The 26,390-nt window shown below is 74.3% G+C and carries 24 protein-coding genes; 13 read left to right on the top strand and 11 right to left on the bottom strand.

Features of this window, described 5'->3' with window-relative positions:
- Positions 1-7: 7 nt before the first annotated feature.
- From gatC to ABIB16_RS05400, 9 genes are all read right to left on the bottom strand, one after another.
- Positions 8-304, bottom strand: a complete 297-nt coding sequence (gene gatC, locus ABIB16_RS05360) for an Asp-tRNA(Asn)/Glu-tRNA(Gln) amidotransferase subunit GatC (protein ID WP_002854348.1) — start codon at positions 302-304, stop codon at positions 8-10.
- Positions 305-508: 204 nt separating this feature from the next.
- Entirely contained in the window at positions 509-1,033 is a 525-nt protein-coding gene (locus tag ABIB16_RS05365) for a GNAT family N-acetyltransferase (protein ID WP_060973931.1), read from the bottom strand.
- Positions 1,030-1,512, bottom strand: coding sequence for a hypothetical protein (locus tag ABIB16_RS05370; protein WP_060973932.1), 483 nt, complete (start codon positions 1,510-1,512; stop codon positions 1,030-1,032). Before ABIB16_RS05370 ends, ABIB16_RS05365 begins: the two co-directional genes overlap by 4 nt.
- Positions 1,509-2,426, bottom strand: coding sequence for an inositol monophosphatase family protein (locus ABIB16_RS05375; RefSeq protein WP_078025706.1), 918 nt, complete (start codon positions 2,424-2,426; stop codon positions 1,509-1,511). The genes ABIB16_RS05370 and ABIB16_RS05375 overlap by 4 nt, the downstream gene beginning before the upstream one ends.
- Positions 2,423-4,816, bottom strand: coding sequence for an NAD-dependent DNA ligase LigA (gene ligA, locus ABIB16_RS05380; RefSeq protein ID WP_354436098.1), 2,394 nt, complete (start codon positions 4,814-4,816; stop codon positions 2,423-2,425). Before ligA ends, ABIB16_RS05375 begins: the two co-directional genes overlap by 4 nt.
- A gap of 40 nt (positions 4,817-4,856) precedes the next feature.
- A complete protein-coding gene (locus ABIB16_RS05385) occupies positions 4,857-5,615 on the bottom strand; it encodes a PP2C family protein-serine/threonine phosphatase (protein ID WP_323663011.1) in 759 nt (252 codons plus the stop codon).
- 11 nt (positions 5,616-5,626) lie between these two features.
- Complete coding sequence (locus ABIB16_RS05390; RefSeq protein ID WP_354436099.1) at positions 5,627-6,766, bottom strand: adenylate/guanylate cyclase domain-containing protein; 1,140 nt, start codon at positions 6,764-6,766, stop codon at positions 5,627-5,629.
- Complete coding sequence (locus tag ABIB16_RS05395) at positions 6,763-7,290, bottom strand: PH domain-containing protein (RefSeq protein ID WP_206480676.1); 528 nt, start codon at positions 7,288-7,290, stop codon at positions 6,763-6,765. Before ABIB16_RS05395 ends, ABIB16_RS05390 begins: the two co-directional genes overlap by 4 nt.
- 30 nt (positions 7,291-7,320) lie before the next feature.
- On the bottom strand, positions 7,321-8,157 hold the full coding sequence (locus ABIB16_RS05400; protein WP_170079798.1) for a biotin--[acetyl-CoA-carboxylase] ligase: 837 nt from the start codon (positions 8,155-8,157) through the stop codon (positions 7,321-7,323).
- Positions 8,158-8,346: 189 nt separating this feature from the next.
- On the opposite strand from ABIB16_RS05400, the gene ABIB16_RS05405 reads away from it, so the two are divergent.
- The 6 genes from ABIB16_RS05405 to ABIB16_RS05430 all read left to right on the top strand — a co-directional run bounded on the left by ABIB16_RS05405 (position 8,347) and on the right by ABIB16_RS05430 (position 16,268).
- Positions 8,347-9,930, top strand: coding sequence for an acyl-CoA carboxylase subunit beta (locus ABIB16_RS05405; RefSeq protein ID WP_044659702.1), 1,584 nt, complete (start codon positions 8,347-8,349; stop codon positions 9,928-9,930).
- Positions 9,927-10,220 carry a hypothetical protein gene (locus ABIB16_RS05410; protein ID WP_101967302.1) on the top strand — a complete coding sequence of 98 codons (294 nt, stop codon included), beginning with the start codon at positions 9,927-9,929 and terminating at the stop codon, positions 10,218-10,220. Before ABIB16_RS05405 ends, ABIB16_RS05410 begins: the two co-directional genes overlap by 4 nt.
- A 35-nt stretch (positions 10,221-10,255) precedes the next feature.
- Entirely contained in the window at positions 10,256-11,944 is a 1,689-nt protein-coding gene (locus ABIB16_RS05415; RefSeq protein ID WP_144826470.1) for a DUF885 domain-containing protein, read from the top strand.
- Complete coding sequence (locus ABIB16_RS05420; RefSeq protein WP_144826468.1) at positions 11,941-12,636, top strand: Maf family protein; 696 nt, start codon at positions 11,941-11,943, stop codon at positions 12,634-12,636. The genes ABIB16_RS05415 and ABIB16_RS05420 overlap by 4 nt, the downstream gene beginning before the upstream one ends.
- A 164-nt stretch (positions 12,637-12,800) precedes the next feature.
- A complete protein-coding gene (locus ABIB16_RS05425) occupies positions 12,801-14,657 on the top strand; it encodes an acetyl/propionyl/methylcrotonyl-CoA carboxylase subunit alpha (RefSeq protein ID WP_354436100.1) in 1,857 nt (618 codons plus the stop codon).
- A 171-nt stretch (positions 14,658-14,828) separates the two neighbouring features.
- Positions 14,829-16,268, top strand: a complete 1,440-nt coding sequence (locus tag ABIB16_RS05430) for an MFS transporter (protein ID WP_020623707.1) — start codon at positions 14,829-14,831, stop codon at positions 16,266-16,268.
- 116 nt (positions 16,269-16,384) lie between these two features.
- Here ABIB16_RS05430 and ABIB16_RS05435 read toward each other — a convergent pair whose 3' ends face one another.
- Positions 16,385-17,824, bottom strand: coding sequence for an NAD(P)H-quinone dehydrogenase (locus ABIB16_RS05435; RefSeq protein ID WP_186315064.1), 1,440 nt, complete (start codon positions 17,822-17,824; stop codon positions 16,385-16,387).
- A 64-nt stretch (positions 17,825-17,888) separates the two neighbouring features.
- Between ABIB16_RS05435 and ABIB16_RS05440 the strand changes: the two genes are divergently transcribed.
- From ABIB16_RS05440 to ABIB16_RS05465, 6 genes are all read left to right on the top strand, one after another.
- Positions 17,889-18,734, top strand: coding sequence for a purine-nucleoside phosphorylase (locus tag ABIB16_RS05440; RefSeq protein WP_354436101.1), 846 nt, complete (start codon positions 17,889-17,891; stop codon positions 18,732-18,734).
- Positions 18,734-20,464 carry a phospho-sugar mutase gene (locus ABIB16_RS05445; RefSeq protein WP_354436102.1) on the top strand — a complete coding sequence of 577 codons (1,731 nt, stop codon included), beginning with the start codon at positions 18,734-18,736 and terminating at the stop codon, positions 20,462-20,464. Before ABIB16_RS05440 ends, ABIB16_RS05445 begins: the two co-directional genes overlap by 1 nt.
- A gap of 20 nt (positions 20,465-20,484) precedes the next feature.
- Complete coding sequence (gene deoC / locus ABIB16_RS05450) at positions 20,485-21,174, top strand: deoxyribose-phosphate aldolase (protein WP_182488493.1); 690 nt, start codon at positions 20,485-20,487, stop codon at positions 21,172-21,174.
- Between the two features lie 58 nt (positions 21,175-21,232).
- Positions 21,233-21,538 (top strand): hypothetical protein, encoded by a 306-nt coding sequence (locus ABIB16_RS05455; RefSeq protein ID WP_354436103.1) that lies wholly within the window; start codon positions 21,233-21,235, stop codon positions 21,536-21,538.
- Between the two features lie 78 nt (positions 21,539-21,616).
- Complete coding sequence (locus tag ABIB16_RS05460; protein ID WP_127435584.1) at positions 21,617-22,684, top strand: acyltransferase family protein; 1,068 nt, start codon at positions 21,617-21,619, stop codon at positions 22,682-22,684.
- Entirely contained in the window at positions 22,681-23,520 is an 840-nt protein-coding gene (locus ABIB16_RS05465; protein WP_134416402.1) for an arsenate-mycothiol transferase ArsC, read from the top strand. The genes ABIB16_RS05460 and ABIB16_RS05465 overlap by 4 nt, the downstream gene beginning before the upstream one ends.
- A gap of 10 nt (positions 23,521-23,530) precedes the next feature.
- Here ABIB16_RS05465 and ABIB16_RS05470 read toward each other — a convergent pair whose 3' ends face one another.
- The gene (locus ABIB16_RS05470) at positions 23,531-24,865 is read right to left on the bottom strand and encodes an O-antigen ligase family protein (RefSeq protein WP_129867207.1); all 1,335 of its coding nucleotides are present in this window, start codon (positions 24,863-24,865) and stop codon (positions 23,531-23,533) included.
- A 126-nt stretch (positions 24,866-24,991) separates the two neighbouring features.
- Between ABIB16_RS05470 and ABIB16_RS05475 the strand changes: the two genes are divergently transcribed.
- Positions 24,992-26,383: a tyrosine-protein kinase domain-containing protein gene (locus ABIB16_RS05475; protein ID WP_134416400.1), complete on the top strand. Its 1,392-nt coding sequence runs from the start codon at positions 24,992-24,994 to the stop codon at positions 26,381-26,383.
- The last annotated feature ends 7 nt before the right edge of the window (positions 26,384-26,390 follow it).

Raw genomic sequence — 26,390 nt, forward strand, 5'->3', positions numbered from 1 at the left:
GGGGTGATCACTCTCCGTCCAGGATGGCGGGGACCTTGAACTGGCCGTCCTCGGAGTCCGGCGCCTGGTCGAGGGCCTCCTCCTGCGTGAGCATGCCGGCGGGCACATCCTCGCGGAACACGTTCTCCAACGCGATGGGGTGGGACGTCGGCGTCACGTCGTCGCCCGCGGCGGCCTGGACCGCGGAGACGTGCTCCAGGATCTTCTCCAGGTCGCCGGACATCGTGTCCAGCTCCTCGTCGGTCATCCGGATGTGGGCCAGGCGAGCCAGATGCTCCACCTGATCCCGGGTGATCTCAGGCATGGATCTCCTCGTGTGACGGGTCGGGGCGGGGTGGACGACGCCGGCGCGGCGGCGGCCACATCGGGGTCGAGTCTAGTGCCGGGGCCTGGACGGCCGCCGCCACCGCTTCGAGGCGGGAGATCCACCCCACCGCGGCGCTCCGGGCCCGCATGACAGGGATTTCCCGCCCCGAATGGGGTCCCGGTGCCGATGTCCCGCCCGGGGTCAGTCCAGCGCGAGCCGGTAGACGAGGAACGGGCCGGTCTCGTCGGCCGGGTCGAGGTCCGGCACCACGTCCGCGAGGAACCAGTCCCGCTCCGGGACGCGCACGAAGCCGGCGCGCTCGTACATCCGGTGGGCGCCGGTCATGGAGGGCATGGTGGTCAGCACGACGGCGTCCACGCCCTTCTCGGCGCGGGCCCGCGCCACGATCTCGGCCAGCAGGGCGCCGCCCACCCCGCGGCGGTGGAACCGCGGGTGCACGGCGAGCATGCGGAACTCGTACTCCCCGTCGCCGGAGGTCTCGGCCAGGGGCGAGCCGGGCGGGGTGAGCACCACTGACCCGGCCACCTCGCCGTCGACCTCGGCCACGAGCACCTCCGCGCGGCCGGCCCGGTCGGCCACGTCCATGAGGGTCTTCACGTAGGCGTCGTCGGGGGCGATGTGGCCGCCGTCGACATAGGACGCCAGGGTGAGCTCGGCGACCGCCTCGTGGTCCTCGGGGCGCAGCGGGCGGACGAGGGCGCTCATGCGTCGCCTCCGGCGTGCTGGCGCAGCGTGTCCTTCAGGCGGGCGCGGGTCGCGTCCGTGGCCACGACGTAGTCGCGCCGGCGCAGCCAGGCGGTGGGCACGGCCTGGTGGGGGTGGCCGTCGCGCGCCTCGTGCAGCCCCGCGAGGAACGTCGCGGCCGCCGGCTCCTGCCAGATGTTCACCCAGTAGGCGCGCTCCCGCTCCTGCGCCGTCAGTTCCGTGACCAGCCGCCTCGTGAACGAACAGCCCGGCCGCCAGAACACGACGACGCCGCCGCGCTCGACGTGCGCCTGCGCGCCGGCGAACGGCCGCGAGCGGACCCGGACCGCCCACCGGTACGTGACCGCGTAGCCGGCCAGGACGAGCCCGGCCACGATCATGCCGACCTGCTGCAGGCGCGTCCCCGCGATCATGAACGTCAGTCCGCCGGCCACGAACAGGACCGGGTAGAACCACGGGTCTCCGACGATCCGCCTCATGCCCTCTCCCCCGTCATGGCGGCCAGGGCGGACCCGTCCACGTCGCCGGCCACCATCCAGTCAGGATGTGCCGTGCCGTCCGCCGAGGCGGGCCGCGTCACCGCGACGCCGGCCTCCTCCGCCACCAACGCGCCGGCGGCCCAGTCGTACTCCTGCGTGCCGAACTCGGCGTACGCGTCCAGGGTGCCGTCGGCGACCATGCACAGGTCCAGCGCCGCCGAGCCGATCCGTCGCACGTCCCCGAACGCGGGCAGCAGGGCCGCGAGCGCCCGCACCTGCAGGGCCCGGCGGGCGGGGTCGTAGCCGAAGCCGGTGGCGAGCAGTCGCCCCGAGCGTCCGGGCAGGGGACCGGTGAGCCGCACGGGGGCGGCATCGCGGTCGGGCAGGTCCACGCCCGCCGTCGTCGCGTCCGCGGTGCTGAAGGCGCCCCGGCCCGCGCTCGCGTACCAGGTGCGCCCCAGCGCGGGCGCCGCCACGACGCCGGCCAGCCAGCGTTCGGTGCCCTCGGCCACCCCCAGCAGGTCGGCGGTCTCGGCGTCCACCGGGCCGGTGACGGCCACCGAGGTGCAGAACTGCGGAAGCCCGCGCACGAAGTTCGTGGTGCCATCCAGCGGGTCGATGGACCAGCGGTACCCGGACGGCTCGGCCGGACGGGTGGCGCCGTACTCCTCGCCGGTGATCTCGTCCGAGGGGCGGTAGCCGGCGACGACCTCCCGGACGGCCTGCTCGGCGCGGCGGTCGTAGTCGGTGACCCAGTCGGAGCCGGAGGACTTCGTCTGCGCGCCGATCTCCTCGATGCCCAGCGGGACGGCCGGGTGGTGACCGGTCCAGCGCCGGGCCAGGACGTCCGCGCCGGCGCGCGCGGCGGCCTTGGCGACCACGAGCAGGCCCGGGACCGTGGTGCGCGCGCTCATGCCGAGGCCTCCCCCTCTGCGGCGTCGTCGGTGGCGTCGTCCGTGCCCGCCGGGCGCACGGCGTCCGGGCCACCGGCCAGCAGCGCCGTGAACCCGGCCTCGTCCAGCACGGGCACGCCGAGGGACTGCGCCTTGTCCAGCTTGGAGCCGGCGGCCTCGCCGGCCACCAGGAAGTCGGTCTTCTTGGACACGGACCCGGAGGCCCTGCCGCCGCGCACGAGGATCGCCTCCTTCGCGGAGTCGCGGGAGAAGCCCTCGAGCGAGCCGGTGACCACCACGGTCAGGCCCTCGAGCGTGCGCGGGGTGGACTCGTCCTGCTCGTCCTCCATGGCCACACCCGCCGCGGCCCAGCGGTCCACGATCTCCCGGTGCCAGTCCTCGGCGAACCACTCGATGAGCGCGTCCGCGATGATCGGACCGACGCCGTCGATCTCGGCCAGCCGGTCCCGGTCGCCGGCCTCGGCCGCCGCGCGCAGCGCCGCCATCGAGCCGAACGCCGTGGCCAGCGAGCGGGCCGCCGTCGGGCCCACGTGCCGGATGGACAGCGCCACGAGGGTGCGCCACAGCGGCTGGGACTTGGCCTTCTCGAGCTCGTCGAACAGGCGGAGCGTGTTGGCCGTGGGCGCGGACGGCTTCTTCGCGGTGCCGGCGGTGAAGAAGTACGGCTTGAGCGTGAACACGCCCGAGGGCACCATGCGGCCGTCCACCTTCGTACGGCCCTCGCGCCACACGCGGACCTCGCCGAGGGAGCGCTGCAGGTCCGTCAGCCCGTCCTCGCCGCGGGGGCCCGTGATCTCCTCCGGCGTGCCGGAGGCGAGGTCGAAGATCTGCGCCTCCGCCGTGATGGGGCCGGGACCCTCGGGGCGCACCTGCCCCTCGTGCTCGGCCGGGTCCTCGCCGGGGCCCTGGACGAGCCAGCGGGCGGCCTCCTCGCCGAGCGCCTCCACGTCGAAGGCGCCGCGGCTGGCCAGGTGCTCGACGCGGCCGGCCAGCTGGGCCGGGCAGGAGCGGGCGTTGGGGCAGCGCAGGTCCACGTCCCCCTCCTTGGCCGGGGCCAGCGGCGTGCCGCACGAGGGGCAGTGCGCGGGCATGACGAACTCGCGCAGCTCCCGGCCCGCCTCGATCGCCTTCTCGCGCAGCGGCAGCACGGGGCCCACGACCTCGGGGATCACGTCCCCGGCCTTGCGCACCACCACGGTGTCCCCGATCAGCACGCCCTTGGCCTTGACCACGTCCTGGTTGTGCAGGGTGGCCAGAGAGACGGTGGACCCGGCCACGGTGACCGGCTCCAACACCGCGAACGGGGTCACCCGACCGGTGCGGCCCACCGAGACCGCGATGTCCCGCAGCAGCGTGTGCACCTCCTCCGGCGGGTACTTGTACGCCGCCGCCCAGCGGGGCACGCGGGAGGTGTGGCCGAGGTAGCGCTGGTCCGCGAACGCGTCCGCCTTCACCACGATGCCGTCGATCTCGTGGATCAGCTCGTGCCGGCGCCGGCCGTACTCCTCGATCACCGCGACGACGGCGGCCAACGCCTCCTCGTCCGCACCCTCCACCACGCGGGTGTAGGGGCTCACGGGCAGGCCCCAGCCCGCGAGCGCGTCGTACACCTCGTGCTGGGACTCCAGTCCGAACGCCTCGACCGAGCCGATGCCGTGCACGAACATGGCCAGCGGGCGCTGCGCGGTGACGGCCGGGTCCTTCTGACGCAGGGCGCCGGCGGCGGCGTTGCGCGGGTTCGCGAACGGCGTCTGACCCTCCTCGGCACGACGCGCGTTGAGCTCGGCGAAGGCGGCGGAGGACATGAACACCTCGCCGCGCACCTCGAACTCGGCGGGCCAGCCCTCGCCGGAGAGCTCGTGCGGGATGTCCCCGATGGTGCGCACGTTGGCGGTGACGTCCTCGCCCGTGACGCCGTCGCCGCGGGTGGCGGCCTGCACGAGCCGCCCGTCCCGGTAGCGCAGGGCGAGGGCGAGCCCGTCGATCTTCACCTCCACGAGCCAGCGGGGCGCCACGCCCGGTCGCACCTGCGTCAGGGCCTGCGCCGCGCGGCGGAACCAGACCGCGAGCTCCTCGATGGAGAACAGGTCCTCGAGCGAGTACATGCGGGCCCCGTGCCGGACGGGGGCGAACGCCTCCGAGACCTCGCCGCCGACCTCCTGGGTGGGCGAGTCGTTGGCCACGAGCTCGGGGTGCAGGGCCTCGAGGTCCTCGAGGCGGCGGTACAGCGCGTCGTACTCGGCGTCCGAGATCTCCGGGGCGTCCCGCTGGTAGTAGGCGGTCCGGGCGGCGCGGACCCGCTCCACGAGGTCCTCGTACTCCTCCCGCAGGTCCGCGGCGGGGATGTCCTGCGGATCGGGCTGGGCGGCGGATTCCTTGGGGGTGCTCACCCGGCCCAGCGTAGTCGGCGTCCCGGACGGCGCACCCGGGTCAGGGGATGCGCACGAGCACCGCCGTGATGTTGTCCCGGCCGCCGCGCCACAGGGCGGCGCCGATGAGCTTCTCGAGGGCGTCCTCGAGGGTGTCGGCGTCGTCGATCAGCGCGCGGATCTCCTCGTCCAGCAGCTCGCCGGTCAGGCCGTCGCTGCACAGCAGGACGAGGTCCCCGGAGGCGAGGGGGACCTCGGCCACGTCCACCGTGAGCGCCTCGCGCGAGCCGAGCGCGCGGGTGATGACGTTGCGGCGCGGGTGGACGCGGGCTTCGGCGGGGGTGAGCTCCCCCGCGTCGACGAGCATCTGGACCGCCGAGTGGTCCACCGTGAGCTGCTGGAGCACCGGCGAGCCGACGGGCCGCAGGTACACCCGTGAGTCGCCGACGTTCGCCACGGCCCAGCGGCCGCGCTCCGTGTCCAGGCAGGCCAGGACGGTCAGGGTGGTGCCGGAGCGCCCCAGCCCGGCCTCGACGACGGCGGCGTCCGCCTCGTGGATCAGGTGGCCGAGCTCCTGGGGCGTGTGGGCCGTGCCCGGGGCGAGCACCTCGGGGGCGCGGCGGCGCAGGGTCTCGATCGCGGCGGCCGAGGCCACCTCGCCGGCCTCGTGCCCGCCCATGCCGTCGGCCACGGCGGCGAGCACCGGCGGCTCCCCGACGAGGGTCCACGCGTCCTCGTTCAGGTCGCGGACGGCGCCCACGTGGGTGGCGCCCGCGGCCTGGGGCCGCGGCGCGGACGGGGTCTCGGGGCGGGGGTCCACGGGGTCCTCGATCAGTCGGCGAGCAGGGTCTGGGCCGACCCGTCCAAGAGCAGGGAGGGGCGGACCTCTCCGAACCCGCGGACGATCCTGGGCGGCTGCGGGACGAGCACGAAGCGCTCGTCCCGGGACAGGGCCGCAGCGGTCATGGCGTCCACGAGCACGGTACCCGGATCGGCCAGGGACGTCAGCCGCGCGGCGAGGTTCACGGTGGGCCCGTAGATGTCCCCCATGCGGGAGAGCACCCGTCCCCATGTCAGGGCGACGCGCGCCGAGGGCAGCTCCTCGTCCGCGGCGATGGTCTCGGCCAGGGAGAGCGCGATCGCGGCGCCGGCCTCGGGGGTCTCGGCGTTGAACATGACCTCGTCGCCGATGGTCTTCACGAGCCAGCCGCCGCCGGCCGAGATGGTCTCCGCGGCGAGGGACTCGAAGCGCAGCACCATGCGGGCCAGCGTCCGGTCGTCCATGGTCCGGGAGAGCGTCGTGTAGGAGACCATGTCCGCGAAGCCGACGGCGCGGGCCAGCGGCAGCGGCGCGTCCGACTCGGAGCCGTCGCGGCCCCGGGCGCTGGCCGCCAGCCCGGCCTCCACGCGCACGGTCAGGCGCTGCACGGCGCGGTTGAGCTGGCGCCGGTAGACGATCCGCATGGCCTTCTCGAGCGGTCCGACCATGTCCGGGAGCATGTCGACGACGGCCCGCCGCGCCTCCGGGTCCGTCAGGTCCTCGGAGGCGATCTTGTCCTCCACGAGCGCCTCGATCTGCCACACCACCATGCGGTCCGTCATCTGCCCGATCGAGCGGGCCAGCGAGATGGCGGTGTCCTCGTTCAGCGTCCCCGAGCGTACGAGCGTGAGCACGGACTCGAACGCCTCGATGTCCGCCTCGGTGAAGGCCTTGTGCCCCTCCGGCGACGTCGGATAGCCCAGCGCACGCCAGATCTTCCGGGCGGAGGCCATCGAGACGCCGAGGCGCTGCGCCACCTCCCGTGAGGTGTAGGCGCGCGGGCCCACCACCAGGCCGGCGTCGAGCGTGCGCATCGCGCTCGTCCAGCCGGCGGGCTCGGCGGACCGCTCCTGGGCGCCGCGGGCGGTCTCGTCCTCGGCCGGCGGGACGATCGGCAGCGGTGCGGTGTCCGGTGTCTCCGGACGGCTCATCGGAGGTCTCCTGTCGGGACGGGGGCGGGCCAGGTCGCGGTGCGGGCCTGGCGGGTGAGGTGGGCCAGGGCCTCCTCGAAGCGCGCGGCCTCGGGGACGTCGCGCAGCCGCCAGTGGACCTGGCGGGCGGGCTCCTGGAAGAGGATGTGCAGGTCTCCGGCACCCGAGCCGCGGCGGCGCCGCTGCACGTCCGCGATGGACACGAGCGGCATGGCGGCACCGGAGCCGCCGATGCCGGCGCCCTGGAGGATGCGGCGGTCGGTGAGCACGGTGCGCCGGAAGACCCAGCGCCACAGCGGGCGGACGGTGCCGGGGAGCAGGACGAGCGCCGCGAGCACCCACGCGGCCGCCTCGAGCACGGCGCGGTTCGCGGCGACGAGCCCGGGCAGGTCGGGGCGTGCGAGCACGCCGACGGCCAGGCCGAGCAGGAACGCGACGGCCACGAGGACCGCGGCGGGGCGCAGCAGCGCGCGCGGGTGGGTGCGGGTGCGCACCATCACCTGCTCACCGGGCTCGAGCCGCACGGCGGTCACCTCCTGGCCGGGACGGGTGTGTCATGCGCCGCGATGGACGTCTCCGCGCAGGTGGGCCACGTCCCCCGCACTGACCTCGGTCTCGATTGTGCCATGATCCGGTGTGACGTGCCTCACGCGCAGGGTGCCGCCGGGGCCGAGGCCCACGGCCGTGCCCTCCAGCACGCCGCCGCCGGGCAGCTCGGCGCGCACCGCGCGGCCCAGCGTGGAGAGCCGGTCCGCCACGGCCGCCACGGCCGGGTGACGCCCGTCCACGGCCGCCGTCTGACCCGCCACGCCCGCCGCGAAGCGGTCCACGGCCGCCACGACGGCGTCACGCAGCTCGACCGCGAGGTCCCGGGGCGCGGGCACGGCGTCCGCGCCGATCCACTCCGCCAGGTCCGAGGCGGTGTCCACCGGGGCGGCCCCGCGGTGGTCCAGGTTCACGCCCATCCCGACGACGACGCCGGGCCCCTTGCCGTCCGAGGACAGCGCCACCGTGGCCAGCACGCCGCACAGCTTGCGCCCGTCCGTGGCGAGCACGTCGTTCGGCCACTTCACGTGCGTCGGGACGCCCCGGGCCGCGAGGCGCTCGGCGACCGTGGCGGAGGCGACGAGCGAGAGCCAGCTCAGGTGGGCCGGGGAGACCGGCACCCCGCCGGACTCGGGACGCAGGTACACGGACAGGGCGAGCGCCGCCCCCGGGGCGGCGCTCCACACGCGGGAGTGTCGACCCCGGCCGGCCCGCTGGTCCGCGGTGGCCACGGCCGCACCGTGCCGGTGCCCCTCGCGGTCCAGCCGCGCGAGGAGCTCATCCTGCGTGGAGCCGGCGGAGTCCAGCCAGGTCAGATCCGGTGTGGGGGCGTCGTCGGGGTGCATGCCCCTAGATATACACGGCGTCCCCGGGGGCGGGCTGGGCGGGCCGATCCGCCGCCGGGGCGCGCGGACGGGCGGCCCGGGCCGACGTCCTCGCCGTTTGTGGGCTTCCTCCAACCGTGGGCGTCCGCGGCGGCCCGTACACTGGCCGACTGAGCCTCCGCATCTGGCGGACCACCACAAGGAGGACGTGTGACCGATCCCGATCTGACCACCACGGCCGGCCGGCTGGCCGACCTGCATCGGCGGCTCGAGGCGACGGCCGCGCCCGGCGGCCCGGACGCCGTCGAGCGCCAGCACGCGCGCGGCAAGCACACCGCGCGCGAGCGGATCGATCTCCTCCTGGACGAGGGCTCCTTCGTGGAGCTGGACGCGCTGGCCGTGCACCGCACCACCGCGTTCGGCATGGACGCCAAGCACCCGGCCGGCGACGGCCTGGTGTCCGGCTTCGGCACCGTGGACGGGCGCCAGGTGGCCGTCTACTCCCAGGACTTCACCGTGTTCGGCGGCTCGCTGTCCGAGCGCAACGGCCAGAAGATCGTGAAGGTCCAGGAGTTCGCCGCGCGCAACGGCTGCCCCGTGATCGGCATCCTCGACGGCGGCGGCGCGCGCATCCAGGAGGGCGTGGCCTCCCTCGCCCAGTTCGCGGACATCTTCCGGAACAACGTCCTGGCCTCGGGCATGATCCCGCAGATCTCGCTGATCATGGGCCCCTCCGCCGGCGGCGCGGCCTATTCGCCGGCGCTGACGGACGTCGTGGTGATGGTGGACCGGACCTCGCACATGTTCATCACCGGCCCGGACGTGATCAAGACCGTCACGGGCGAGGACGTGGACATGGAGACCCTCGGCGGCGCCCGCTCGCACAACGCCACCTCCGGCACCGCCCACTACATGGCCTCCTCGGAGGAGGACGCGATCGCCTACGTGCAGGAGCTGCTCGAGCTGCTGCCCTCCAACAACCTTGCGGAGGCCCCGACCTTCGAGGCCGCGGACCCGGAGCCCACGGACGAGGACCTGGCCCTGGACGAGATCGTCCCGGACTCCGCCAACCAGCCCTACGACATGCTCGAGGTCATCGCCTCGATCGTGGACGAGGGCCACCTGCTGCAGCTGCAGGAGCTGTACGCGCCCAACGTGATCACCGGCCTGGCGCGCCTGGACGGCATGAGCGTGGGCGTCGTCGCGAACCAGCCGATGCAGTTCGCCGGCACCCTGGACATCGCCGCCTCGGAGAAGGCCGCGCGGTTCGTGCGCTTCTGCGACGCGTTCAACATCCCGATCATCACCCTCGTGGACGTGCCCGGGTTCCTGCCCGGCACGGACCAGGAGTTCAACGGCATCATCCGCCGCGGCGCCAAGCTGATCTACGCCTACGCCGAGGCCACCGTGCCGAAGCTGACCGTGATCACGCGCAAGGCCTTCGGCGGCGCGTACATCGTGATGGGCTCCAAGAAGCTCGGCGCGGACCTGAACCTGGCCTGGCCGAGCGCGCAGATCGGCGTGATGGGCGCCCAGGGCGCCGTGAACATCCTGTACCGGCGCGACCTGAAGGCGACGGCGGAGGCGGGCGGCGACGTCGACGCGCGCCGGGCCGAGATCGTGGCCGACTACGAGGCCGAGCTGCTCAACCCGTACCAGGCCGCCGAGCTGGGCTACGTGGACGCCGTGGTGCCCCCGCACGCCACCCGCGGCCAGCTCATCCGCGCCCTACGCGCCACCCTGCACAAGCGCGAGGCCCGCCCCGCCAAGAAGCACGGGAACATGCCGCTGTGAGCGCCCTGCTGGGTCCGGGCGCCCCGGACGAGAACGACGAGTCGACGCAGGCCACGCCGGCGTCGGCCGACCCGCTGCAGCTCAGCGGCCCGGAGTTGGAGCCGGAGGAGATGGCGGCGCTGGCCGCCGTCCTCGAGGCGGCCGCCGCGGCCCGGGCCGAAGCCGCCCGGCTCGCCGCCGCGGCCGCCGACCCCCGTCCCCTGGACCGCACGCTCCGCCGTCGCGGCGACCTGGGCCTGTGGGCCCGGCCCGGCCGCGGCCAGTGGCGTCACGGCGCGGGCCCGCAGTGAGCCGGGAGGCGGGCGCCAGCGCCTAGAGTGCCGGTATGACCCAGCACACCTCCGAGGCCGCCGCCGACGGCGCCCGCACCCCGTCCGCCATCGACGCGCTCGCCGAGCGCTACGTGACCGACCTCCTCGCCCTGCATCCGGACACCGCCACCGAGCTCGGCTTCCCCGGCCGGGAGACCGAGTACACGGACTTCTCCCCCGCCGGCGCCCGCGCCGACGACGAGCTCAACGCCCGCCTGCTCGAGGACTTGGCCGCGCTCGAGCCGCAGGACGAGACGGACCGCGTCACGAAGGCGGCCATGCAGGAGCGCATCGGCCTCGAGCGCGAGATCCACGCGACCGGCCGCACCGAACTGAACAACATCGCCTCCCCCGCTCAGGGCATCCGCGCGGTCTTCGACCTCATGCCCACGGACACCGCGGAGCAGTGGGGCCACATCGCCGGCCGCCTCGAGAACCTGCCGGCCGCCCTGCGCGGCTACACCGAGTCCCTGCTCGCCTCCCGCGACGCCGGCCACGTGGCCGCGGTGCGCCAGGTGGACATCGTGGTGGAGCAGGCCCGCGCCCACGGCGCCGCGGGCGGGTTCTTCCCGGGCCTGGTCGAGCGGGCCGAGGCAGCCGACGTCGTGGACGACGCCCTGGCCGCCCGCATCCGCTCCGGCGCGGACACCGCCGCGCAGGCCTACCGCGACTTCGCGGACACACTCGAGGCCGAGCTGCGCCCGCACGCCCCGGAGGCGGACGGCGTCGGGATCGAGTACTACCGGCTGGCCTCCCGCGTCTTCCTCGGTGCCGAGATCGACCTCGAGGAGACCTACCGGTGGGGCCAGGAGGAGCTGGCCCGCATCATCGCGGCGCAGCAGGCGGACGCCGAGCGCATCCGGCCGGGCGCCACGATCGAGGAGGCGCGCGCGATCCTGGACGCGGACCCGGAGCGCACCCTGAAGGGCACCGAGGCCCTGCGCACGTGGATGCAGCGGCTCTCCGACGACGCGGTCGAGGCCATGAAGGAGCACTTCGAGATCCCGGCCCCGATGGACCGGCTCGAGTGCATGATCGCCCCCACCCAGGAGGGCGGCATCTACTACACCGGCCCCTCGGACGACTTCTCCCGGCCCGGCCGCATGTGGTGGTCCGTGCCCCCGGGCGAGGACGAGTTCACCACGTGGGCGGAGACCACCACGGTCTACCACGAGGGCGTGCCGGGCCATCACCTGCAGATCGCCACCGCCATGATGAACCGGGCGAACCTCAACCTGTGGCGCCGCAGCTTCTGCTGGACGTCCGGCCACGGCGAGGGCTGGGCGCTGTATGCGGAGAAGCTCATGGAGGAGCTCGGCTTCCTCGACGATCCGGGCGACCACCTCGGCATGCTGGACATGCAGCGCATGCGCGCGGCCCGCGTGGTGTTCGACATCGGCTACCACTGCGGCTTCGACGCCCCCGAGTCCGAGGGCGGCGGCGCGTGGACCCCGGAGAAGGGCTACGCGTTCCTGTCCAAGCACCTGAGGATCTCCGAGGGCCAGCGCCGCTTCGAGTTCACGCGGTACCTCGGCTGGCCGGGGCAGGCGCCGGCGTACAAGGTGGGTCAGCGCATCTGGGAGCAGATCCGCGCCGAGCACGAGCAGACCGAGGGCGCCGACTTCGACCTCAAGGCCTTCCACACGCGGGCCCTGCGCCTGGGAGGCATGGGCCTGGACACCCTGCGGGAGGCGCTCGCGTGATCCTGCACGACGACGGCGCGGCCGGCCTCGGCACGGGCCTGCGGCTGGTGCTCGGTTCGGCCTCCCCCGGCCGAGCGGAGGTCCTGACCCGGGCGCGGGTGCCGTTCCGCGTCGTCGTCTCGGGGGTGGACGAGGCGGCCGTGGGCGCGGCGGCGGGCGACCCGTCGCCGGCGGAGCTGGCGGGCCTGCTGGCGGAGGCCAAGGGCCGCGACGTGGCCGCCCGGGTGGCGGCCGCCGGCGTCGAGGCCCCCACGCTCGTGCTCGGCTGCGACTCCGTGTTCGAGTTCGACGGCCGCGCCCACGGCAAGCCCTATGAGCCCGAGGTCGCCGTCGAGCGCTGGCGCGCCCAGGCCGGCCGGCAGGGCGTGCTGCACTCGGGCCACTGGCTGGGCCTGGTGCTGCCGGAGTCCGGGGCCGCGTCGGGGATGGCGGCGGAGGCGGGCGTGGTGTCCGCCGTCGTGCGCTTCGGCGCCGTCACCGAGGCCGAGATCCAGGCCTACGTGGCCACGGGCGAGCCGCTGCACTGCGCGGGCGCGTTCACGGTGGACGGCGCGGGCGCGGCCCTCGTGGACGGCGTGGACGGGGACCCCAACGCGGTGATCGGGCTGTCCGTGGCGTGGCTGCGGCGGGCCGCGGCGGCCCTGGGCCAGGACTTCACCCGGTTGTGGGAACCCTCCAACGCGCAGCGCTGATCCGGCGCGACAGGGCCGCGTGCCTCGGAGGGTTCCGCCACAACGAGTAGGGTGCTGGTCAGAGTCGGCGCCGTCCCGCGCCTTTCGCCCCACCGGGTGAGGGGCACGACCCCGGACGTGGCGCCCGCACCCCCAGCCGTGATCGTCCGAGGAGTCCATCGCCCATGAGCATCGCCGACGCACCGCAGGCCTCGGTCGTCCCGCCCGTCGACCCCGCGGCGGAGCGCCGGTTCTCCCGGGTGCTGATCGCCAACCGCGGCGAGATCGCCGTGCGCATCATCCGGGCCTGCCAGGACGAGGGGCTGACCTCCGTGGCCGTCTACGCCGAGCCGGACCGGGACGCCCTGCACGTGACGCTCGCGGACGAGGCCGTGGCCCTCGGCGGGGAGACCGCCGCCGACTCCTATCTGGTGATCGGCAAGATCCTCGACGCCGCCGAGCGCGCGGGCGCGGACGCCGTGCACCCCGGCTACGGCTTCCTCTCCGAGAACGCGGACTTCGCGCGCGCCGTGACCGACGCCGGCCTCGTGTGGATCGGCCCGCCCGCCGAGGCGATCGACCGGCTGGGCGACAAGGTCTCGGCCCGCCAGCTGGCCACCAAGGTCGGCGCCCCGCTGGCGCCGGGCACCACCTCCCCCGTGACCGGCACGGAGGAGGTCGTCGCGTTCGCGGACGAGTTCGGCCTGCCGGTGGCCATCAAGGCGGCCTACGGCGGCGGCGGCCGCGGCATCAAGGTGGCCCGCACGCGCGAGGAGATCCCTGAGTTCTACGAGTCCGCGGTCCGTGAGGCCGTGGCCGCGTTCGGCCGGGGCGAGTGCTTCGTGGAGCGCTTCCTGGACAAGCCGCGCCACGTGGAGACGCAGTGCCTGGCGGACGTGCACGGCGACGTCGTCGTGATCTCCACCCGCGACTGCTCGCTGCAGCGCCGCAATCAGAAGCTCGTGGAGGAGGCCCCGGCGCCGTTCATCACGGACGAGCAGAACGCCCGCCTCGTGGAGTCCTCCAAGGCGATCCTGCAGGAGGCCGGCTACGTCGGCGCGGGCACGTGCGAGTTCCTCGTGGGCCAGGACGGCACCATCTCCTTCCTCGAGGTGAACACGCGCCTGCAGGTGGAGCACCCGGTCTCCGAGGAGATCACCGGCATCGACCTCGTGCGCGAGCAGTTCCGCCTGGCCCGCGGCGAGGCCCTCGGTTACGAGGACCCGCAGCCCCGCGGCCACTCGATCGAGTTCCGCCTCAACGGCGAGGACCCGGGCCGCAACTTCCTGCCCGCCCCCGGCCGGCTCACCACGTTCCGCATGCCCAGCGGCCCGGGCGTGCGCGTGGACTCCGGCGTGGTGGAGGGCGAGGCCGTCTCCGGGGCCTTCGACTCCATGGTCGCCAAGCTGATCGTCACCGGCGCGGACCGCCGTCAGGCCCTGCAGCGCGCCGCCCGCGCCTTGCGCGAGGCCGAGATCGTCGGCATGCCCTCGGTGCTGCCCTTCCATCGCGCCGTGGTGCGCGACCCCGCCTTCGCCCCCGAGATCGCCGGCTCGGAGGAGCCGTTCTCGGTGCACACCCGGTGGATCGAGACGGAGTTCGCGAACCGCATCGAGCCGAGCGCCCTCACCCCGGCGGAGCCGGCCCCCCGCGAGGCGCGCCACACCGTGACCGTGGAGGTCAACGGCAAGCGCGTGGACGTCACCCTGCCCACGTGGGGCGAGGCCCTGCACACGATCTCCGGCGCCGCCCAGCGGGCCGGTGCGGGACGACGCCGGCCCCGCGGCAAGCGCGGCGCACCGGTGGCCGCGGCCGTCAGCACGGACGCGCTGACCGCCCCGATGCAGGGCACCGTGGTGAAGGTCGCCGCCGAGAACGGCCAGACCGTGGCCGAGGGCGACCTGATCGTGGTCGTGGAGGCCATGAAGATGGAGCAGCCGCTCGCGGCCCACCGCGCGGGCGTGGTCAGCGGTCTCGAGGTCGAGCCGGGCCAGACGGTCACGGCCGGCACGGTGATCGCCACCATCGCCGACGCGGAGTGAGCCGCCGGCGACGACGGCGGGGAGCGCCGGCGTCGTGGGCTGGTTCCACATGGTGGACGACGGGGACATGACTCTCGCAGATCGGCGCGACGAGGCTTAACCTGACACGCATCTTCGTCTCACATCGTGGTCGTTCGCGACCCCCTGTGCCCGTCATACCAGGGAGACACCATGTCCCACTCCACCCCGCCCGCGAACCCGGGCGCCCCCACCGATCTCACGTCGGACGCGGTCGCCACTGCGGAGGAGGTGCCCCGCTCGCGGGTCATCATCGCCTCGCTCGTGGGCACCTCGATCGAGTTCTACGACTTCTACATCTACGCCACGGCCGCCGTCTCGGTGTTCCCGCTGATCTTCTTCGCGGGCGGCGACGACAACACGGCCCTGCTGGCCTCCATGGCCACCTTCGGCGCGGCGTTCGTCGCCCGGCCGCTGGGCGCCGTCGTCTTCGGCCACCTGGGCGATCGCGTGGGCCGCAAGACCACGCTCATCGGCTCGCTGCTGACCATGGGCATCGCGACGTTCCTCATCGGCCTGCTGCCCACGTACTACCAGATCGGCCTGTGGGCGCCGGCCATGCTGACGCTGCTGCGCTTCTTCCAGGGCCTGGGGCTCGGCGGCGAATGGTCCGGTGCCGCCCTGCTGGCCACCGAGTACGCCAAGGACGGCAAGCGCGCGCAGGCGGCCATGTGGCCGCAGCTCGGCGCGCCGATCGGCTTCCTGCTGGCCAACGGCCTGTTCCTCGCGCTCGTGCTCGGCTTCAGCCACGACTCCACGAGCCCGGTGCTCGACGGCCCGTTCCTCACGTGGGTGTGGCGCGTGCCGTTCCTGCTCTCGATCGTGATGGTGGCCGTGGGCCTCTACGTCCGCGTCAAGCTCGAGGAGACCCCGGTCTTCCAGCGCGCCCTCGACCGCGACCAGCGCGTGAAGGCGCCGCTGGGCGAGGTGTTCCGCCGCAACTGGTGGGAGCTGATCCTGGGCACCTTCGTCATGTACGCCACCTACGTGCTCTTCTACCTGATGACCACGTGGATCCTCTCCTACGCGATCGGCAAGCCGGCCAACGGCTTCCTGGGTGTCCCCTACGCCGAGTTCCTCGTGCTGCAGCTGGTCGGCATCCTGTTCTTCGCGGCGTTCGTGCCGGTCTCCGGCCTGCTGGCGGACCGCTTCGGCCGCCGCCCCACCCTGATCGTGATCTCGGTGCTCATGGTGGTGTTCGGCCTCTCGTTCGGCCTGTGGCTCGCGCCGGCGAACATGGGCGTGGGTGCGGAGCTGAACGTGCCGCTGATGCTGACGTTCCTGGCCACCGGCATGACGCTCATGGGCCTGACCTTCGGGCCGATGTCCGCGGTGCTGCCCGAGCTGTTCCCCACGAACACGCGCTACACCGGCTCCGGCATCGCGTACAACGTGTCCTCCATCCTCGGCGCGGCGCTGACCCCGTTCATCGCCGCCTGGCTGGTGCAGAAGTTCGACGTCTCCTACGTCGGCTACTACCTGGCCGCCGCGTCGGCGATCACCGTCATCGCGCTGGCGCTCTCCCCCGAGACCCGGCACACGGACCTCGACACCGTCACCTCGGCCCGGGAGCGCCGCGCCGCCACCCGCTGACCCCGCCCGGTTCCCCGCCCGGGGCCCCCGCCCGCACTGTCGAACGTGACATCGGGGGAATGGACGCTTTCGGTCGTGAGATAGGCCCTATCTCACGACCGAAAGTCGTCTCTGGGTCAGATGCGCACGTGCAGGCGTCGCGCCGCCTCCGCGATCGAGCCGGACATGGACGGGTACACGGTGAAGGTGTCCGCGAGGTCGTCCACGTGCAGCTTGTGCGTGACCGCGAGCGCGAGCGCGTAGATCAGCTCGGACGCGCGCGGCGAGACCACCACGCCGCCGATCACGGTGCCGGAGCCCTGTCGCGCGAAGATCTTCACGAACCCCTCCTCCGCGCCGGACATCTTGGCGCGGGGGTTGGTGTGGAAGTCCAGGCGCAGCACGTCCGCCTGGTACTGGCCGGAGTCCACCTGCGCCTGCGTGACGCCCACGGTGGCGATCTCCGGCGAGGTGAAGATGTTCGAGGCCAGCAGGTGCGGGCGCAGCGGCTTGAGGGCGTCGCCGAGCAGGTGGGCGACGGCGATGCGCCCCTGCATGGCCGCCACCGACGCGAGGGCGAGCTTGCCCGTGCAGTCGCCCGCCGCGTAGATGCTCGGCACGGACGTGCGGGAGACGCCGTCCACGAGCACGTGGCCGGAGCCGGTCAGCTTCACGCCCACGTCGTCGAGGCCGAGGCCCGCCGTGTTCGGCACGCCGCCGACGGCCACGAGGGCGTGGGAGCCCTCGATCGACGGGGTGTCCTCGGCGCCCTCGCCGGAGAGGTGCACGCGCACGCCGGTCTCGGTCCGCTCGACGGACTCGGCCCGGGAGCGGGAGACCACCCTGAGGCCGTTGCCCTCGAAGACCTTCTCGAGCAGCTCGGCGGCGTCGGCGTCCTCGCCGGGGAGCACGCGGTCGCGCGAGGAGACGAGGGTGACCTTGGCGCCGAGGCGGTTGTAGGCCGAGGCGAACTCGGCGCCGGTGACGCCGGAGCCCACGACGATCAGGTGCTCGGGAAGCTCCTTGAGGTTGTAGACCTGCTTCCAGTTGAAGATCCGCTCGCCGTCCGGGACGGCGGTGGGCAGCTCGCGGGGGCTCGCGCCGACGGCCACGAGGATCGCGTCCGAGGTGATGATCTCGGGCTCGGCGCCGGCGTCGGCGTCGTCGAGGGCGCGGACGGACACCTCGTGGGGGCCGACGACGCGGCCCACGCCGTCGATCACCCGGACGCCGACCCGCTCGAGGCCCGCGCGGATGTCCGAGGACTGCTCGTGGGCCAGGTTCAGGATGCGGTGGCCGACCCGGCCCATGTCCGCGTGGACGTCGCCCCCGCCGAGGTCGACGCCCAGGTCCACGGAGGCGCCCACGCGGCGCATCGAGTCGGCGGCGGCGATCAGCGTCTTGGAGGGGACCACGTCCGTGAGGACGGCCGCGCCGCCCACCCCCTGGCGCTCGACCAGGGTCACGCGGGCGCCCAGCTTCGCGGCCACCATGGCGGCCTCGTAGCCGCCGGGGCCGCCGCCGATGATGGTCAGGGACGGGATGAAGGTGCTGTTTTCCTCGCTCACGGGCTCCATTGTGTCCGCCGCGGACGGGAAAGTCCTAGCCCGCGCTCACGGGACACCGCCTAGACTCCACGACGTGACCGACCAGACCAGCATCCCCTCCCCCGACTCCCCCTTGACCGGCGACCATCCGGGCTTCGCCGAGGCCCGCGCGGCCGCCGACACCATCGCCCGGGCGACGGGCGTGGCGGAGCACCGCGTCGCCGTCGTCCTCGGCTCCGGCTGGGGCGAGGCCGCCGGCCTGATCGGCGACGAGGTCGCCGCCGTGCCGCTGGCCGAGGTGCCCGGCTTCCACGCCCCGAAGGTGCCCGGCCACAACGCGGTGATCCGCTCGGTCCGGCTGCCGGACGGCACGCACGCCCTCGTCTTCGGCTCGCGCACGCACTTCTACGAGTCCCGCGACGCCCAGGCCGTGGCGCACACCGTCCGCACCGCCGCCGCCGCCGGGGCGCGCACCGTGGTGCTGACCAACGGCTGTGGCGGGCTGGACCCGGAGATCGCCCCGGGCACCCCCGTCCTGATCGCGGACCACATCAACCTCACCGGTGCCACCCCGCTGACCGGCGCCACGTTCGTGGACCTGACCGACCTCTACTCCCCGCGGCTGCGTGCGATCGCCCGTGAGGTGGACCCGTCCCTGCGTGAGGGCGTGTACGTCCAGTTCGCCGGCCCGCAGTACGAGACCCCCGCCGAGGTGCGGATGGCGCGCACCCTCGGCGGCGACCTCGTCGGCATGTCCACGGCGCTGGACGCGATCGCGGCCCGTCACGCCGGGCTGGAGGTGTTCGGCATCTCGCTGGTGACCAACCTCGGCGCCGGCATCTCGGAGACGCCGCTGTCCCACGCCGAGGTCGTCGAGGCCGGCCAGGCCGCCGGCCCGCGCATCGCGCGCCTGCTCGCGGACATCGTGGGGCGGCTCTGATGCCCGCGCATCCCCCGCACGACGACGTCGCCGCGCTCCCGGAGGACGTCCTCGCCCGGGCTGAGCGGTGGGCGGCGGAGGACCCCGATCCCGCGCACCGGGACACCCTGCGCGCCGAGCTCGACGCGGCCGCCGGCGTCGGCCCGGAGGCCGCGGCCGCCCGGGCGGCGCTCGCCGCCCGCTTCGCCGGGCCGCTCGTCTTCGGCACCGCCGGCCTGCGCGCCGAGGAGGGCCCGGGCGAGTCCCGTATGAACCGGCTCGTGGTGCGCCGCACCGCGGCGGGTCTGGCCGCGCACCTGTGGGACGGCGTCGGACGGGACGCGGCCCCGCCGCTGGCCGTCGTCGGGTACGACGCGCGGCGCGGTTCGGCCTCCTTCGCCGCGGACACGGCCGCCGTCCTGACGGCCGCGGGCGTGCAGACCGTCCTGCTGCCGGACCCGCTGCCGACGCCGGTGCTCGCCTTCGCGGTGCGCCATCTCAGCGCGGACGCGGGTGTGATGGTCACGGCCAGCCACAACCCGCCCGCGGACAACGGCTACAAGGTCTACCTCGGCGGGCGGCTCACGGACGAGGCGGGTCGCGGGGCGCAGATCGTCTCCCCCGCGGACGCGGAGATCGCCGCCCGCATCGACCACGCGGCGTGGGCCGCGGACATCCCGCTCGCCGACGACGGCTGGACCGTGGCCGGGCCGGACCTGCTGGAGGCCTACCGCGCGGCGGCCCTCGGCGTGCTCGACGACGGCCGGCACGGCCACCGCGACCTGCGCGTGGTCTACACGCCCCTGCACGGGGTGGGCGGCGCCGTGGTCCCGGGCCTGCTCGAGGACGCCGGCTTCGGCCCCGTCCACGTGGTGGCCGAGCAGGCCGCCCCGGACCCGGCCTTCCCCACGGTCGCGTTCCCCAACCCGGAGGAGCCGGGGGCGATGGACCTCGCCCTCGCCCTGGCCGCCGAGGTGGACGCGGACCTGGTGATCGCCAACGACCCCGACGCCGACCGCCTGGCCCTGGCCGCGCCCGTCACCGACGCGGACGGCGTCCGCACGTGGCGGATGCTCTCGGGCGACGCCGTCGGGACGCTGCTGGGCGCGCACGCGATGCCGGCCCTGCACGCGGCCGGCCGCAGCGCCGCGAACTCCGTGGTCTCCTCCCCGCAGCTGGCCGCCCTGGCGGAGGCGAACGGGGTGAGGCACCACGTCACGCTGACCGGCTTCAAGTGGATCTCCCGCGCCCCGGACCTCGGCTTCGGCTACGAGGAGGCCCTCGGCTACTGCGTGGACCCGGACATGGTGCGGGACAAGGACGGCATCACGGCCGCCCTCATGGCCGCGGAGCTGGCCGCCGCCCTCACAGCGCAGGGACGGGGGCTGATGGACGCCCTGGCCGACGTCGACGCGGTCACCGGCGCCATGCCCAGCGCCCAGGTCTCGGTCCGCGTGGCGGACCTGTCCCTGATCGCCCGCACCATGGCGGCCCTGCGTCAGCAGGCGCCGGCCACGCTCGCGGGGGAACCGGTCACCGTGCGCCGGGACCTGGCCGCCGGCGGGGACGGGCTGCCGCCCACGGACGCGCTGCTGTTCGCCACCGACTCCGGCACCCGCGTGCTCGTGCGCCCCTCCGGCACCGAGCCGAAGCTCAAGTGCTACCTCGGCACCCGGGACGCCGACCCGGCCGCGGCCGCCGAGCGGCTCGAGGCGCTGCGGGCCGAGGTGACGGCCCTCGTGGGCGGCTGAGCCTCGGTAGGCTGGCGGACATGACCGTCTCCCTCACCACCGCCGAGCTGGCGAAGTACATCGACGCGACCGCCCTGAAGGCCGACACCTCGGAGGCGGACGTGCGCCGCCTCGTGGCCGAGTCCCGCGAGGCCGGGGTCAAGAGCGTGTGCATCAACCCCGTGTGGGTGCCGCTGGTGGCCGCCGAGCTCGAGGGCTCGGACGTGCTGACCTGCACCGTGATCGGCTTCCCCCTCGGCGCCAACGCCTCGGAGGTCAAGGCCTTCGAGGCCCGGCAGGCGATCGACGCCGGCGCGGACGAGGTGGACATGGTCCTCGACGTCGCCGCGGCCCGTGCCGGGGACCGCGCCCGGCTCGTCGCGGACGTCCGCGCCGTGGCCGAGGCCGCGCACGCGGGCGGCCCCGCGGGTGACGGCGGGGCGCTGCTCAAGGTGATCGTGGAGACCGCCCTGCTGGACGACGACGCGATCGTCCTGGCCTGCGAGGCCGCGGTCGAGGCCGGGGCGGACTTCGTGAAGACCTCCACGGGCTTCTCCACCGCGGGCGCCACCGTCGAGCACGTCGCGCTGATGCGCCGCACCGTGGGCGAGGGCATCGGCGTGAAGGCCTCCGGCGGGGTGCGCACCCGCGCGGACGCCCTGGCGATGATCGAGGCCGGGGCCACCCGGATCGGGGCCAGCTCCGCGCTTGCTATCCTGGGATCCGACTGACTCGCATCATTTCGGCCGGGCGTCCGCCCCGGCCGGGACCGCACCGAAGGAGCATCACGTGATCCGCAACGGCAAGGCCATCGACCACTCCAACGTGGGCGGCGTCTGGGGTTCCCTGATCGCCTTCATCGTCGCCTTCGGCGCGTTCCTCGGCTGCCTCTACGCCATGGGCTTCTGGTCGCTCGAGTCGGTCTGGGTCCCCGGCCTGATCGCGCTGGCCCTGGCCACCGTGGCCTTCCTGATCCCCAAGGCGTTCCTGGGCCGCAGCGACACCGTGGACACCACCGCCATCCACACCCGTCCCGTCGTCGAGCACGCCGCCTCCGGCGCCCACGCCGTCGAGACCGGCGCCGCGCACCGCTGAGCCGTCCCGGAGTCGAGGATCGCTGACACCGGTCGTCCGGCCGCCGCGCGCCGAAGGGCGTCCACCCGCAACACGGGGGTGGACGCCCTTCGGCTTGTCTCCATCGCGGCGGTGGTGCTGGGTCACGCATACCTGACGGACCTCACCTTCAGCCGGTACCTGGAGATCTGGCGGATGCCGCTGTTCTTCTTCCTCACCGGCTACTTCTGGACGCGCGGCCGCCCCTGGGCCAAGGACGTGCGGGGCCGCTTCCGGAGCCTGATGGTGCCGTACCTGGTGTGGGCGGCGCTCATGTCCGTGGCCGCGTTCGCGTGGTTCGCCGACGACCCCGACCTCCTGCGGCGCCTGATGATCACCGGCTGGTACGGGGGCGCGGACCAGGAGCCCCCGTGGTGGGCGTTCTGGTTCATCTCCGTCCTGTTCTTCACCACGGTGCTGCGCCGATTCCTCGAGCGCTTCCCGTCCGCCGTCGCCTGGGCAGTGGGCCTGGCCGGGCTGGCGTGGGCCCACCTCGTGCCGGACTCCGCGATCGCCCGCACGCCGCTGGGCGTCGGGCTGGCCCTGCCCTGCCTGCTGTTCGTCCTCAGCGGCGAGACGTTCCGTCGCCGCGTCCAGCCGCACGTGCGGCGCCACCGGACGCTCATCGGCGTCGGCCTGGTGCTGCTCGGGATGGTCGCGGTCCGGCTGGGCCTGGAGGCGCCCAACATCAAGTTCGGCGGTTTCGGTACGCCGGTGCTCACCCCCGTCGTGGGCGTCCTGATGTCCGCGGGGATGGTGCTCGTGTTCGGTTCCACGGTGGAGAGACTGCTGCGCTCCTTCGCCCGACGCACCGGGACGGGTCAGGCCCTGCGCCGCGCCATCACCGCCCTGGTCCGGACGGGCACGGTGGTGGTGCTGCTGCACGGCTGGGTGCTGATGTGGGTCACGCGCCACGGCGTGGAGGACAACGCCGCCAAGTTCGCCCTCGCGCTCGCCCTCAGCTGGCTGGCAGGCCTCGCCCTGCTCGCCACCCCCCTGTCCAAGCCGTTCACGGGGGCGCGCCGCCGCTGGCACCCGGTGCACCGCCTGCGACACGTGGAGCCCCCGCACCCCGTCACGTCCGCGCTGCCGCGCGTCACGACCGCCTCGGAGAGGACACACCCATGAGCAGGGATCATCGCCCCCCGATCCGCAATCCGTTCCTGCCGCCGACGCCGGAGGAGCCCGAGGTGTCGACCCGCGACGGCGGCCACCCGGCGGGTGACGGCGGCGACGCCGACGCCCCGGCGGCCTCCCCGGCGCGGGAGGATCGCCTCGCCGAGTTCCGGCTCGGCCCGGCGTTCCTCCCCCACCCGGCCGACCGTGTCCCCGGCCCCCTGCCGAGCGCCCGCGTCCTCGTCGTATGCACGGGCAACATCTGCCGCTCCGCCTACGTGGAGTACGCGCTGCAGGCGCAGCTCAACGCCCTGCTCGGCGACCGGGGCCGCGCGGTGGTCACGAGCGCGGGCACGGAACCGAACCAGGCGCTGACCGTCCCGGGTCCGCTGCTCGACCTCGCGCCGAGCCGCCGAGTCCGCGCCGCGTTGACGCAGCATCGACCGCAGCAGCTGACCGGGCGTTCGCTGGCGGACCAGGACCTCGTCCTGACCGCGACGGACGACCACCTGGACGAGGTGCTGCGTGAGGACCCCGCGGCGGTGCGCCGGACCTTCACGATCCTCGGCATGGGCACCCTCCTGCGCGACCACGGCGAGGAGCTCGCCGCGGCGGTCCCTCCGGGCGCGGGCGTCACCGCGCTCGTCACGGCGCTGGCGGAGCTGCGCTCCCGCCTGATCGCCCAGGGGGAGCGACCGGACGCGGATCTGCCGGACCCGTTCCGCGGCCCCGCCGAGGGCTACGCCGCCATGGCGCAGACCGCGCAGCCGATCGTCGAGCTGCTGGCGTGGGAGATCGCCCGGGCCCTCGACGGGGACCTCGTGGAGGAGGAGCCGACGGGCGCCTGACCGGCCGGCGTCAGAGATCGGGGACGGCGTGCCCGCCGGAGGACGGGGCGTGCTGCCCCCGGCGCGCCGCGGCCAGCACCCGACGGCGGCGCCGCTCGAGCACCTCGCTCTCGAGCGGGGCGTCCCGCTCGTCGAGCCAGAGGGTCACGCCGGCGGCGACGACGAGCATGCTCGGGATCGTGATGAACACCTCGCCCAGCTGCGTCGCGGAGACGAACACGACGACGGCCGCCGCCTCCACCGCCACGCGTGAGGGGGTGCGCAGCCGGGCGCTGAACAGGCGCAGCCCGAAGAACGCGTACGCGCCGAGGACGGCGAGGAGGAGCACGACGCCGCCCTCGGTGTAGAGGCCCGCGTAGGAGTTGTGGTAGTGCCACGTGGCACCGCCGAAGTCCACGTACGCCGTGGTGAGGCCCCGGCCGTACCACGGCGTCTCCGCGACGCGCACGGCCGTCTCGGCCTGGATGTTCGAGCGCAGCCAGTCCGTGCCGGTGCGGTCCGCGAAGAAGGCGATGCGGGCCAGGTTCTCCTCGGCGAACGCGACCGCCCAGGCGAGGACCGCCAGCAGGACCAGGCGCAGACCCGCCCCCATCCGCGGCGTCAGCCAGAGCCACAGGACGGCGCAGGCGAAGCCCGCCATGGAGGTGCGGGAGCCCGTGAGGACGACGCACACCGCGGCGGCGACGAGCAGGATCAGCTTCCACCGCCGCGTCCGCACGAGGGCGAGCGCCAGGACCGGCATGGCCGCGTAGTAGAGGCCCGCCACGTTCTTGTCCGCGAGGACGCCGGTCAGGAAGCTGCCGTAGGGCGCGGGCACGAGGCCGGCGTAGAAGAGGGGCACGTTCAGGGCCATGGCGGCGCCGAGCCCGACGGCGAGCGAGCGCAGGCTGAGCCGGCCGCCGGCGATGCAGCCGACGAGCCCGACGAGGGCCGCCATCCGCACCCACCGGCGCAGCCACTCCAGGTCCGGGATGCCCTGGGACACGGAGACGATCGCGAGGAACAGCAGCACGGCGGCGGCGAGCACGGCGGTCAACCCGAGGGCGGAGACATCGCGGCGGGACCGTCGGCACAGCGCCAGGGCCAGCAGCAGGAGCATGCCGGCCTCGTTCAGCGGGAGCGCCACGGGGCCGAGGGGGACGCCGAACGCCTCCATGGCCAGCAGGGCGCCGAGCAGCAGTTCGGGGATGCGCAGGGGCTCGCGGGGGACGACGGCGTCCGGGTCGGCCGACCACACGGACGTGCCGCGGGCGGCGGCGCGGGCGTGTCTCTCCCGCTCCGCCTGCAGGGCCACGTAGCGGGGGTCGGAGTGCCGCGGTCCGTGCGCATCGTGCCCCACCGTCATGACCGCCCCTCCGTCGCCCTGCCGGGGCGCGTCTCCGCCCCACGCCCAGCGTAGACGAGTGCGAAGGAATGGGCTGTCCCGCTTGTTAGAGTGAGCTGAGCCGCTGCCCTTCGATCCTGGGACCCCATGAACGTCATCGATTTCCTCCGTGTGCTGCGCGCGAACCGCCTGGTGATCCTGGGGTGCGCCGCCCTGGGCCTGGCATTGGGCCTCCTCTACTCGCTGTTGCAGCCCACGCTGTACACCGCGACCTCGACCGCGTTCGTCACGGTGGAGGGGGAGGCGAGCATCTCCGGCACCGAGACCGCCCAGACCCGGGCCCAGTCCTACATCCCGCTGATCAACAGCCGCACGGTCCGTGAGCGGATCGCGGCCGAGGGCTTGGACACCGTCGGCGCGACCATGAGCGCCGCCCTGGTGCCGAACTCGAACCTCATCACGGTGTCCGCCGTGGCCCCCGATGCGCAGCAGGCCGCCGCGCTGGCCAACGGGGCGCTCGTGGCGACCGCCGACGTGGCGAACGAGCTCGATCCGACGTCCAACGTCAAGGTCACGGCCATGGAGGACGCCCTCGCGCCGGCCGCGCCCTCGAGCCCGGACCGCGTCCGCCACCTGCTGTACGGCCTGGGCGCAGGTCTCGTCCTCGGTCTGGTCGTCGCGTTCCTGCGGCGGCTGCTGGACGTCAACGTGCGGACGACGACGGACGCCCAGGTGGCGGGCGGGGCGGGCCTGCTCGGCGCCATCCCCCTGGATCCCAGCATGAAGGCGGAACGCGCGGCGCCGATGGCGCCCCTCTCCCCCCGCGCGTCGGAGGCGGTGCGCCAGCTGCGCACCAATCTGCGGTTCGCTGCGGTGGACGACCCGCCCCGCACCATCGCGTTCACCAGCTCGAACCCCGGCGAGGGCAAGTCGACCGTGATCGGCAGCCTGGCCCTGACCGTGGCGGCCGCCGGCCAGCCGGTGATCCTCATCGACGCCGATCTGCGTCGCCCGCGCCAGGCCCTGCAGTTCGGCGTCGACGGCCGTGTGGGCCTGTCCGAGGTCCTCAACGGGGACGTCGCCCTCCAGGACGTGTTGATCCCCGTGGGCGAGGACGGGCTGCTGCTCCTGCCGGCCGGCCGCACCCCTCCTAACCCGTCCGAGCAGCTCGGCTCCGAGCGGATGAGGGATCTGCTCACCGCCCTCGCCGAGACGCACATGGTGCTCGTGGACGCCCCGCCCGTGCTGCCCGTCACGGACTCCACCCTGCTCGCCGCGGCGGTGGACGGCACCGTCCTGGTGGTCCGCCACGGCGAGACCCGCAAGGAGCACCTCGAGGTGGCCCGGGACATGCTCGCGGGCGTCAACGCCCGGGTGCTCGGCGTCGTGCTCAACGGCACCCCGGCCTCCGGTGTGGGCTCGGACTACTACGGCGGGGGCTACGGCGCGGACGGCGGCAGCTATGACGTCTACTACCAGGCGCCCCGGGACGCCGCCGACGCCGCGGCCGGGACCGCGGGCGACGCGTCGCGACGCTGACCTCGCC

Origin of the sequence: Micrococcus sp. UYEF5 (assembly GCF_040546065.1) — a bacterium.
Taxonomy (GTDB): domain Bacteria; phylum Actinomycetota; class Actinomycetes; order Actinomycetales; family Micrococcaceae; genus Micrococcus; species Micrococcus luteus.